This window comes from Paenibacillus zeisoli (assembly GCF_003994465.1).
GTDB classification, from domain to species: Bacteria; Bacillota; Bacilli; order Paenibacillales; family Paenibacillaceae; genus Fontibacillus; species Fontibacillus zeisoli.
Genome location: NZ_RZNX01000002.1, coordinates 86,310 through 98,704 on the forward strand (window position 1 = coordinate 86,310; position 12,395 = coordinate 98,704).

Below are 12,395 nucleotides of genomic sequence, written 5' to 3' on the forward strand. Positions count from 1 at the left end.
TACCATGTTTTTCTCGTGTTCTATAGTTCGGCTATTCAAGACAGAATAAGGACGCCTCGTTGTTGAAATCAACGAAACGCCCTCATATTAATACGTTATTTCTGCATGGTTAGATAGACTAGAGCTTAAGAGAACATAAGTACATCTGTAGTTTGGAATACCTTTAACTCTATAGATACCCAAGCTTAGTTAGGACCCTCTTCAGCATCACTGCAGCTTGAGCCCTTGTGGCATTGCCTTTTGGCTCGAAGGTTGTCGTGCTTGTCCCCTGAATAATCCCCTCTTGATAAGCCTTAGCGACAAAATCCTGGGAAGAGATCTTCTTGCTGTCCTTGAACAATCTCAGCGTCTGCGACGGAGTCGTGCCCAATATAACGCTGTATCCCGCAGAACTGAGCGCCCGGACCATCATGATCGCCATTTGCTCCCGGGTAATCGGGCTGCCCGGCTGGAAGGTGCCATCCGTATTCCCGGTAATGATCCCCGCCTTAGCCGCGGCATTGATGTATGCAGCTGACGCCGAAGACGAAGATACATCGCGGAATCGGCTTCCTGATGAGATGTCAGGGCTCAAACCTAGTCCCTTAGCAATATACACGGCAAATTCAGAGCGGGTAATGCTCTGATTGGGATGAAACAGATTCGGGCTGCGACCGTCTATAATCAGTTTGCTTGCCAGTTCGTTCACTTCGTTACGCGCCCAGTGTGCGTTCAGATCAGAGAACAGCGTAAGGCCTGTAGCAGGTCCAGCAATCATATTAGCTGGAATAGATGCCGTCAATACGGTATAGCTGCCTAATCTAGATGCCTTGGAAGGCATGAATGAACCGGTTCGTGAAGCAGCATCAAATTTCAGCATCGCTGTCTGAGCGGTTGGCGCACTTTTGCTTGTACGAACCATCAGTTTGCCGTTAAGGGTTACCGCCTGGGCTACGGTTGGCGATACTACACCGACATAGACATCAACCGGATCCTCAACTGCCACGTAGGATACCCCGGCTCCCGTACTGACGGATTGACCTATTAGTGAGGTTTTGGATATACGCTCAAGCTGTACGGTTAAATAGGTTGACGAAAGCGTAGATCCGCCCGTTAATCGAGATATATCGATAAATGATATTTTGGCGAGCGGCACTTCATAGAGAACATCCCCATATCTGACTACAAAAGAGGGATTCCCTCCACGTGTATAGGCCTCTAATAACGGCTGCAGCGGAATAGCTACCTTTGCCGCTCTCTCAGAAGAAGGCACTTCAAAAGCCAAGGTACGCTCAAGACTCGATCCTGCCAGATAGGTAAAAGCTTCTGATACTTTACTGTTATCCAAGGTGTACTTCGAAATATCCTGACCCGTACGCGAGCGATCACTCGTTTTCACTGCTGTACTCAAATTCATTACGAAGGCAGCTCTTCCGAACTCACTGGACTGAAGCAGGGATAGATACAATGGGAGACCATTGTTAGCTGCCGCTGAATCAGTTAGGTTCTGCAGGGCCATACGACTGAAGCTGGCAACCAGATTATTGGAGCTGTCATAAATCAGGGTGCTGCCTTGGGCATAAGACAGGTCTACAACCTGTCCGGCTGCAACAGGCGAACTTAGCTTAATTGTAAGTGTGCTGCCATCCAGCACGGCGGATAGAATGCCCTTGGACAGCTGATCAGCCATCACATAGAATTGGCTGGTGGGCAGTGAAACCGAAGTAGACCTCAGCGGGCTGTTATACACAACCGTGACCGTATCCCCTTTGATGGTAGCAGAGCGGATACCCTGTCCTGTTGAGGAACTATAATAATTTACGCGCTCCTGATTAAGATATCCCGCCAAGTTCCCATTCAGGTCACTGATTCCGTCCGCAGATGGTACATAAGAGACTGTTACATTTTGCGATACGGTAAATGAGGAAGCCAAGGTCAAGGTAACCTGATTGGAGTTAACCGCTATTGCAGTTACATAGACTGGCGTATTATTTACGAGAACTGAATACTGGCTTTTCATAGGTATTGTATTAGGTTTAAGCGCCTCATTATAAGTTAACACAAGCGAGTTACCAGTTCCCTCTGCTTTTGTGAATACAGGCGCCTTACTGTCGTTGATATTCCGCACAAACAAATTACTGAATGCCGAAATGTTCTGACCCCTATAGTCCTGAACAGGATACGAACCTGGTGAATAGGATACCCTTACTACTTCTCCACTCCCTATGGGACTGGATAGATTCAGATAGATCCGGTTGCCACTTTGTGAAATACTGCTAATCCCTCGGTAGGATCCATCCGAGCTGACTGAGAATTGGCTTGCGGCATAAATGGATACACTATTCAGGTTATCACGGAATGCTAGAACAACAGTGCTGCCACTAGCGTACCCTTCCTCTGTCTGAGGCAGCGAGGAGTCCACCGCGTTCGCTACCTCACGTAGAGAGAAGGCGGCAGCAATATTGTGATAGACGTCCTGAATGGGACTTACTGCACTGCCGGAGTAGCTGATGCGAATATTTTGACCGAGAGATACTCCTGTCTCTAAGACCACATGGACCGAATCGCCTGACACATACGCACTTGCGATACGACGAGATTCTCCATTTACGTATATCTGGAAGCTTGAGGGCTGAAGACTCACCGTAGAATCCAGCGTCTTGTTATACTGCAAGCGAATGGTTGTACTATTATACAATTGAGCGTTTTGCAGTACCGGAACTGTTGTGTCCTGTGCACCCGTAGTGAAGCCCCAGCTATAGTCCGCACTGCTTGGGTAAGGATTCTTGTCACTGTCCGTAAAAGCACCTACCGGTACCGTTACAGTATAGCCTACTCCTGGTAACAAGGAAGTCTGGGGAGTGACCGTAATCGTATTGGTACCTCCACCTGTTACATTGGATGAAGTCAGAGCTATGCTCTGCGCCGTTTGACCAGATGGCTTAACACTGATGGAACCATGATCCGGATAGACCGGACGGCTGAAGGTCAATTTAAGACTGCTGCTAGCCGCTACATTTGATGTAAGATTAGCTGGACTTACGGAGACCAGCTGCACCGCCGTACCCCGCACATTAAACACCCAGCCTTGAGCACTTGTAATCCCGCCAAAAGCCTGATCATCGTCGTCTACGAACGCACCTGGATCAATTAGGACATAATAGCGTTCTCCGGCGGTTAGCCCAGTTACCGAGAAGGTGGCGGTGTCTCCCCCACTAAGGACAAGCTGAGTTGAAGTCACAGGCAGTGACAACGCCGTTGTGTTGTCTGAAGCCTTTTTCACCAGAATATTGCCACTGTTCCCCTTGATAACCGGCTTGCTGAAAGTAACGCTAAGTGTCTGGCTAACCCCATTCACAATAGCGTTATTTACAGGTGAAAATGTAGCAGCCGTCGGCGGCACACTGCCGCTGGTCAGTGTCTTGAAGGTATACGAGTAGGCCGCAGAAGTATTCCCTGCTTCGTCCACAAAGGTACCTCCGGACAGACTTACTCTATAGTAGCTGCCTGGATCGTAAGTAATACTAGAAGTATCGATGTCACGAATCGTATTGTAAGCATCCACAACACTTGGAGTCACGGGTATCGTCCCGACAACTGTCGATGCCCCTGCGGGATCCTTGGTTACGGTAATCGTTCCTGTTCCCGCCTTCACCTTCCTGTCGAACTGCACCTTGAGATTCACCTTCGTCGGATCGATCCCTTTCGATCCATTAACCGGTGTGGTGACCGTAGGAATAAGTGTCGGATCCTGCTGAATTGGCGCAGCAGCGGCAACCGCAGACACTACCATATTCAACCCCATAATCAGCACCAACCATAAAGCAATTCTTTTCCTCACTCTAGCAACTTCTCCCTTCAGGCCAAAAATATATATTTAAAATATGTAATCATCTGCTCACGACTAAATGAACAGTCGTATATCTATTTTCGGCTAAAAGGCTCTCTAACTTTAGTTTTTATACAGAATTATCCAACAAGAGAAGGCTATCCCTCTCAGATTGATCTGCCTCTCCCTTCATTAGGTCTTCAGTTCAGATATCAAGGCGGCTGATATCGGTTCAACTGTTCCAAGTTTCCCCGTTCCTCAATATCTCTTCTGAACGGTTTTCTAAGTTCGTTCTATGTATAACAAAAAAACGGGCTTCCTCCACATCGCGGAGGAATACCCGTCTTAACTTAATTGTGATGAACTTGTCTTACAGACCCGCTTGCTCTTTGAGGAGCTCAGCCTTGTCCACACGTTCCCAAGGAAGATCCACATCCGTACGGCCAAAGTGACCATAAGCTGCAGTCTGGTGGTAAATTGGGCGACGAAGGTCAAGCATACGGATGATACCGGCAGGACGAAGGTCGAAGTTATTGCTTACGAGTTCGACAAGCTTCTCTTCGGATACTTTGCCTGTTCCGTATGTATCGACATTAATCGATACTGGTGTAGCTACCCCGATCGCATAAGCGAGCTGGATTTCTACTTTGTCAGCAAGACCTGCAGCTACAAGGTTCTTCGCAACATAACGTGCTGCATAGGCTGCGGAACGGTCTACTTTTGTAGGATCCTTACCGGAGAATGCACCACCGCCATGACGAGCATAACCGCCGTAGGTATCTACGATGATCTTACGTCCAGTCAGACCGGCATCCCCTTGAGGTCCACCGATAACGAAGCGGCCTGTTGGGTTGATGAAATATTTAGTATCTGCATCCAGCAGTTCAGCTGGAACTACAGGAAGGATAACTTTTTCTTTGATGTCAGCTTGGATCTGCTCCAAAGTTGCTTCTTCAGCATGCTGTGTGGATACCACGATTGTATCAACACGGGTCGGCTTGCCGTCCACGTACTCAATCGTAACTTGAGTCTTACCGTCTGGACGAAGGTAGTCCAGTGTGCCGTCTTTACGTACTTCGGAGAGACGACGAGCAATACGGTGGGACAGAGCAATAGGAAGAGGCATAAGTTCAGGTGTCTCGTTCGTAGCAAAACCGAACATCAGACCTTGGTCCCCTGCACCAATATTAGCCGTTTCCTTATCCACTTGGGCAGGATCGCGGTTCTCCAGTGCCGCATTCACGCCTTGGGCGATATCCGCGGACTGTTCATTTAGTGACGTCAGCACTGCACAGGTATTATAGTCAAAACCGTACTTCGCACGGGTATAACCAATATCCTTGACGGTCTTACGTACGATAGACGGGATGTCTACGTATTCGGAACTCGTACTAATCTCACCAATTACAAGCACCAGGCCCGTTGCAACGGACACTTCGCAAGCAACGCGAGCATTAGGGTCATTAGCCAGAAATGCGTCAAGTACCGCATCAGAGATCTGGTCACAAATCTTGTCCGGGTGTCCTTCGGTAACGGACTCGGAAGTAAACAAATGTCGCCCTTTAATGGACATGAATTCTCAACCTCCCATATGGATAGTATGGCAATCGCCAACCGATCCTACACAAAAAATGAACCTTTTCCGCTCGGAAAAGGTTGAAGTACAAGCCTCAAAAGTCATATTAACGTATTTGTACCCCCCTGTCAATCAAGGGACCAGGCTTATTATTCCTTATTTCCGATTAATAATTGCAATGAATTTGAATACATTCTTTATAATGTAAAATGCCGCTCTGCATGCGCCACCAAACGCTTCGTAATCTCCCCGCCCACGGAGCCATTCTCACGCGAGGTCAAGTGACCCCAGCTGCTTGTGGTATGGCCATTTCCCATGCTTCCAAGCTCCCCGGCAAATTCAGTATCTGCCGAACCCATGGAACCTGCACCATAGCCTACTGGCAGACCGAACTCGGCTGCGATTTCATATTTCATTTGTTTCAGGGCTTCACGGCTTTGCGGTACGATTTGACGATTTCTTCTGCTGTTACTTGCCATTAGAATACACCTCCTGAGTACTGGTTATACAGGATTAGTATCTCTGCCTTGCGAACTTGTAGCCGTATGAATGTTTGTTATTAGAAGCAATTAATGGCGCTGCTGGTTAACAGGCTATTTAATGACATAACCGCCTCTGACCATGACAGTAAGACTCATCTTCTGACCGTCTGCTACCTGAATACCCCGGCCTTCCCTTGGAAAAGATAACAGATGATTACCCGCAGCTGGCTCTCCATTCGCAATATCCTTACCGTCCGTCAGATCCGCCACTCCGTTAGCGTCTGCACTATAGATAATGGCTTTGCCGGCACGAACGATGAACTCGGCACCTGCCTTCGCGATCAATGTCTGGCCAGGCTTTAGGGTAACAACTTCAATGCCATCACTAGCAGCAGATCCTCCTGTCGAAGATCCTGTTCCGCTTCCGGTGCCTGGTGTTGGTGTCGTGGAACCGCTGCCCGCTGAGCCACCAAGTGCCTTTTGAATCTGTTGATCCACATAACTCTTAGTTACTACCGGATCATCTGCGGTACCTGGCTGGTTGGTTACTCCAGCTCCTTCCGCCTGAAGGTTGAGCAGTGAGCCTGCCAATAATCCGCCACCAATTAAAACGGCTGCTGCCGTGATCTTCCATGTTCTTTTCATGAGCTGCCTCCTGCCATATTGGAAATTCTTCTAGTCGTCTTTGGTTCATACCATATATCTACTAATGATAGAGGTTTTGCTAGATAGAGACAAGCAAAATCCCCCAATTGGGGGATCTTAGCTTGAATCAACTTATTAATGGTACATACGTGAAGTATTGTAGTATGCGTTTTGGGTTGCCAGCATGACCTTTTGGCCTTGGAACACATCATAGACAGATAGAGAATAAGCTCCATAACTCATACCGTCAAAGATCGCATCGTCTACAGTATAGGCAAAACTGCCATTCTCACTAAGTTTCAAGTCTGTCTCTGGTGCTACCTCTTTCTCAAATATACGGCCGGTGGAATCCTTCAATTCAAACACTAGTTTGTGTCCTAATTCTCCTACGTTGTAGCTCGTATTTTTGCTTAGGGTGTAATTCATATCTACATTCACTGTTGTTGAAGCGGTTAAATACACATCTAACTTATTGACATTCAAAGTATATGGAAACAGCTGAATGTCCTTCAAGCCAGCTTTTAAAACACTAGGTTGAAAATTAACTTCCATCTCAGCCGCGTTAATATATCCGTTAGGGTCACCTTTGACCGGAGTAAGCTTGTTGTCTGTGATCCCTTCGCCTAGAATCAGCTTCATATCGGATACACTATTTTTGCTAGGAATTTTCGTCCAGAAGGCAACAATACTTTTCTCCTTTGGTCCCGCAGGGGTCTCTATCTGGATGGCTTTAGCTCTATAGCTTTGGCCGCTAGAACCTTTGTAGAAACCGACCATTTGAGAGAGATCGATTTGATGATCCTCCAGGTTATTGATCTCTACTTCCGAGTACACAATGTCTGAAGACGATCCTGGGTATACGGTTGTTCTTAATACTTTGAATTCCTCTTTGCGTCCATTCGTTGAAATCTGATAGGCTGCATCCTTCTTGATCGTGCTAAGTCCCGGCAGAACTCCAAAATTCGTGAATTGGAACCAAGGTGATGTAGTTGGAGATGCCGGATCTCCCGATTTCTCGAGCAGAGCAATCTGCAGTTGAGCAAAGTTAAGGTAAGACGGTACTTTTCCTACAATATATAGATCTGTTGTCATTCCTATACCAAGCAGGCCTGCACTTTGGGTGCTAACCAGCTTCGTATCCGCACTCAGTTTGGCCGAATCCACCGTGAGCTGTCCAGCCAAATCCGGCAAGTTAATGGTCTTATTCCCTCGATTGGCTATGACGACCTTCGCAGTTACCAAGTCACCATCGGTCCATGGCAGCCGCTGAATATTGGACAAGGTCAATCCGACCAAGCCATTATTCGTCTGCATGAACTGCTCAACTCCTGTAGTGTTCTCAAGGAGCTTGGCTTCTGGTAAGGCAAACACGCCTACTGGATAAGTAAATACCGGATCTTTACTGGAACTTGGGGTTTGACCCGCTGCATCCTTGGGTACGTCACCGGTAGGCTGAGGAATATTAACAAATAATTGGAGCTTATTATTCACCCAGTTGGAAGGAATCGTGATATTCATCCTAATATTCTTCTCTTCTTGAGGCTTCAAAGTCATGTTATCTATACCAGTTACAGTAAAAGGAATCGTATTCCCGCCAGCCGTATGCAGTACAAAATCATACTTAGGAACAGTAACTGTAGTTGTCCCAACATTTCGAACCGCGAATTGAACAGCCAAATCACTATCATCATAGCTTTGATTCACCCATGCGCCCTTAACACTTGCCGCGATCTTACCTGCCGGGAGGACGATTACTTTCTCCGCATAAGGCTTTACTGTAATAGATTGATTCTTAACAGCAGGGAGCTGAAGGGTTGCAAGCGGAAGACTTAGCTTGGTAGCCTCATCATCCTGAATAATTTGAAGCTCCAGATTTTTAAGTGGAATGCTCTTAGGAATAGATGCCATTAGATTTAACTTCTTCGTATCCTGGGGCTGTATACGGTAATCTGTCCCCAAAGAATCGGCTGTTAACGGATAGCTGGATCCACCCGCTGTCTTAATTACCATTTTCACCTTAGGATCCTCAAATAATTTGTAGCCAATATTCTGCAGATCTACATTCACACCTACATAATTATAATCGCCTGATAAATAGCTTGTGACTTGGCTAACTTTCATCTTCACAGGTGCTTCATTAATCCGGAATGTCTTGGACTGACCGGCTGGTGTAGATATGAGATAGGATGCCGGTATCTTAAATGCGCCTAGGCTGCTCTCATAGTTAGGTTGGCTAAAATCCCACTTTACGATCTGAAAAGCAAGATCACTGATCTTCACGTTTCTGCCTACTTTAACAATGTAGGTTAAGGTTGCTGTAGATCCCGGAGCAACACTTTTCTTAGCAGCATCAGTAGACTTAAGTGCCGCACTATATACAGAGCCTCCAGCCGAACGAACTCGGGTCCAGTAATCCGTCAGATCCAGACTTTTGGAATTCCCGTTGTTGAAGCTGAGCGTATAAGTAACAATACTTCCTTCATCCTGCGCCAGCAGGTTCACTTCAGATAAACGAACCGAACTATTGCCACTTAGCTTAATCGCCGGCAAAGCATTAATGGTATGAACGACAGGTGCGGATTTTTTAACAGCAGGTTTGGCTTGGGTAGTCTTTTTGGCTCCAATGGATAAAGAGGACTTAGAAGTTGCGGATGAAACTACAGATAAAGTCGGTGTGTTGGATGCTGCTTCTACTACAGGTCCTGTAGATAAACTTCCGACGAGTAGACTCAAGCCCAAAACAGTAGATGTATATGTAATCTTGTTCAAATTAACTTCCTCCTATGGAAAAATTATGCTCTAACCTATAAACGTATATGTCTGGAGAAAGTTTCTATAATTTTCTAATATAGTACTGTTTCTAATAGATATTGAGATAAATTTCAGTCAGTTACTTATAGTTGCGGACGTCATTCTATATAAATAGAAAAACCCTGATGAGATTTCTCTCATCAGGGTTTTCTCAGTAGAAGTTATTACTTAACGTCTACGTTTACAGATTGTGCTGCAACAGCAGTTGTTTGATCATCATTACCACTTACATCTGTCAGAACTTTGAAGATCACAGTTCCTTTATCACCAGAAGCGGTTGTCAGACCAGTTACTGCATTAAATGTTCTTGTAGTAGCGGCAGCGTCAATATTACCAACTTTACCACCAGTTGCAACCGAAGCTACAACTTTACCAAGTTTAACATCCCCATCAGTAAACTTACCAGAACCATCTTTGTCTAGATACAATACAGCATCAGCGCCAATGCGAATTTGATACTGTGTTGCTTGTTTCAAAGTGATTCCAGTAACAATAATATCTACACCAGCTACTTGATCTGTTGTGTTTAGAACATCTTTGTAAGTAATGTTCTTGTTGATGTAGTTAATAGTTGGTGCGGTTTTGAAGGAAACAGTAGAAATAGCAGGTGCATTGTTAACCACTGTTACAGTTTGAGTAGCAACGATATTCCCTGTAGCATTCTTCAATACGATTTGAGCAGTTCCAGCTTTTTTAGCTTGAACAACAATCGTGCTTCCAACTTTAGTAGCTGTTGCTACTGAATCATCGCTACTTGAAGGTGTAATATTGGCCAGGGTATCAGAACCGTTTTGAACACCATTTGTTGTGTAGTTATTAAGTACATAAGTAACTGTGTCATCAGATCCAGCTGCAGCTACATCAAGGGCATTGTCCGAAGATTTAGAAGAACCAGCGATTTCAAGTTTTTGCGATCCAATATTGTTAACATCAGTTACATTAAGGTATACCGAACCAACAATGTTTCCATCTTTGTCTTTAAAGTATACAGTACCTGTACCAGTAGCACTTGGCGTGAATTCAACTGTAGCAGTTCCATCAGTGTTACTTGTATTGGTAACTACATCAAATGCATCCAGCGTAAGGTTGGTTGGAAGAACTTCGTTAACACTATTAGTCACAGCCAAGAAAGGATCGCCGTATTGGTCTTTGGTCGTAACTTTAGTGCTCGCTTTAACTCCAACCACGGCATTTACAGTAGCTGGGTTAGCTGTAACCGATTTAAGAGTACGTGCAGCATTTGTTACAGTAATGTTGAGGGTTTGAGTAACGTTACCCACTTTTACAGTAATAGTTGCAGTACCAGCTGCTTCAGCAGTTAACACTAGTCCATTCACAGATACAACTGCTGGGTTGGAAGTAGTAAGAGATACACTGCTTGAAGGTGCAGAACCAACAACGCCAGCGATGGTAGCCTTAACATTGTAAATTCTTGCTGACTCTCCAGCTACCAACGTATTGCTGTTCAAGGCAAAGTCATTACCTGTCAAAGGAGCTCCATTGTAAGCGGAATTAGACTCATCGCCATTAGCTCCCAAGTTGTACAGCTTAACTTCACTAATTCCAGTTGCAGCTGTAGCCAAGTTTGCAAACGTAATAGTTTCAGAACCAGTAACAACAGTTGCACCTTTCACGATTTGAACCTCAACTTTATAGTCACCAGCTGCAATAGCGATACCTTTAGATCTCAAAACACCAGTTTTAGAAGTAGCAGAACCAGTTGTTGTGCCATCATCAAAGATATTAACAGCTTGCCCGTCTTTGGTAGCAACAAATGTTACATCGTAGCCAGCCAATGCCAAGTAGTTAGCATCTGCAGGAGTAGCTTGATCATTGATTGTGAACTTAACGCCTTGCCCAGCAAGTTGCACATCGAATACAGCTTTTGTAACAGCTGCTTTAGTTACTACAACGCCGTTAGTTACTTTGTATTCAGTAGCTTTGCCGTCGATTGTTACAACTACAGTGGACTCTGAGTTAGGAAGCAGGTTGCTTGCAAGTGTAACAGTTGCAGTCTTACCGTCAGCAGATGCAGATACTGCAGTAGCAGCTACGCCGCCAACAGTAACTTGTGCTGCAGTCAGCTTACCAAGACCAGTACCAGAAACAGTCAATGTATTAGGGCTAGCAACAGTTACGCCAGTAACAGTTGTTGCTGTGTTCTTTTGATCTACTACATAAGCTGCTACAACTACTTGGGAACGAGTTGCTGCACCTTGGAAGTTAGTGGACTTCTCAAGAAGGCCAGCGTTGATTGCTGCTTGGACATAACCTTTAGCCCATGCAGTTGCACTGTTGTCAATGCCAGTAGTAGGAACTTCAAGTTTCAATGCACGAACCAATACAGTTGCCAATTCTTCTACAGTAACGTTGCCGTTGAAGTCGAAGATTTTCTTAGCAGTGTCTTTACCTTGCATGATACCTGCAGCGGATACTGCTTCGATGTAAGGAGCTGCCCAGTTCTTAGCGTTGTAGTTCTTATCTTTGTAAGAGAATACGCCAGTAACTTCTTTAAGACCAAGAGTCTTAACGATTACTTTAGCAAGTTCTGCACGAGTGATTGTCTTCTCAAGGTGAGAAGAACCATCTGGATAACCATTAACGATACCTTTTGCGCTCAAAGCGTCAAATTGTTGTTGCGGTGAAAGTGTAGATTCAGCACCGAATGCTACAGATGCAAACATGGAGAATGCCATTGCTGTAGAGAGTGCTACGGATAAAATTTTCTTCATAACCTTTTTGTCTCCTCCTTGAATATCTTTCATATAAGAGTTTTCTTTAAATGTATAGCTCGTGTTACTCATTAGCCGATACACCCCCTTTCCCGAGTTGAGCGAATTACTATAAATTATGTCTGTGAACGGTGCCACAGAAACTTGTAAACTTTGGTGCACGTAGAAATAGAGTAGTTACCTAATCCTACCTTGACATTATACAATGGGTCCCTAGAGCCGTAAAGATAATTTTTCTAGTAAATAGACAACTTTCCCTATGAGGAACATACTGGATTGTCTAAATTGGTCACCGTTGTTCATGTTCTACATCTTAAACGCAGGTAATCTCAAAAAGTTGC

The 12,395-nt window shown here is 45.2% G+C and carries 6 protein-coding genes; all 6 read right to left on the reverse strand.

The genetic code is table 11. The annotated features are described in order from the left end of the window. Positions 1-169 precede the first annotated feature (169 nt). A complete protein-coding gene (locus tag EJP77_RS06435) occupies positions 170-3,820 on the reverse strand; it encodes an S-layer homology domain-containing protein (RefSeq protein ID WP_127198400.1) in 3,651 nt (1,216 codons plus the stop codon). A gap of 358 nt (positions 3,821-4,178) precedes the next feature. Then, positions 4,179-5,381 (reverse strand): methionine adenosyltransferase, encoded by a 1,203-nt coding sequence (gene metK, locus EJP77_RS06440; RefSeq protein ID WP_127198401.1) that lies wholly within the window; start codon positions 5,379-5,381, stop codon positions 4,179-4,181. A 200-nt stretch (positions 5,382-5,581) separates the two neighbouring features. Beyond that, positions 5,582-5,863: an alpha/beta-type small acid-soluble spore protein gene (locus EJP77_RS06445; RefSeq protein WP_127198402.1), complete on the reverse strand. Its 282-nt coding sequence runs from the start codon at positions 5,861-5,863 to the stop codon at positions 5,582-5,584. 114 nt (positions 5,864-5,977) lie between these two features. Next, positions 5,978-6,511 carry a hypothetical protein gene (locus EJP77_RS06450; RefSeq protein ID WP_127198403.1) on the reverse strand — a complete coding sequence of 178 codons (534 nt, stop codon included), beginning with the start codon at positions 6,509-6,511 and terminating at the stop codon, positions 5,978-5,980. Between the two features lie 135 nt (positions 6,512-6,646). Next, positions 6,647-9,280, reverse strand: coding sequence for a DUF4832 domain-containing protein (locus tag EJP77_RS06455; RefSeq protein WP_246021754.1), 2,634 nt, complete (start codon positions 9,278-9,280; stop codon positions 6,647-6,649). 206 nt (positions 9,281-9,486) lie between these two features. Then, the gene (locus EJP77_RS06460; protein WP_127198404.1) at positions 9,487-12,126 is read right to left on the reverse strand and encodes a beta strand repeat-containing protein; all 2,640 of its coding nucleotides are present in this window, start codon (positions 12,124-12,126) and stop codon (positions 9,487-9,489) included. Positions 12,127-12,395: the final 269 nt, after the last annotated feature.

What these genes read in the sequence shown, in the direction of transcription:
- metK (WP_127198401.1), bottom strand. Translation starts at nt 5,381, where the DNA reads ATGTCCATTAAAGGGCGACATTTGTTTACTTCCGAGTCCGTTACCGAA.
- EJP77_RS06445 (WP_127198402.1), bottom strand. Translation starts at nt 5,863, where the DNA reads ATGGCAAGTAACAGCAGAAGAAATCGTCAAATCGTACCGCAAAGCCGT.
- EJP77_RS06450 (WP_127198403.1), bottom strand. Translation starts at nt 6,511, where the DNA reads ATGAAAAGAACATGGAAGATCACGGCAGCAGCCGTTTTAATTGGTGGC.
- EJP77_RS06460 (WP_127198404.1), bottom strand. Translation starts at nt 12,126, where the DNA reads ATGAGTAACACGAGCTATACATTTAAAGAAAACTCTTATATGAAAGAT.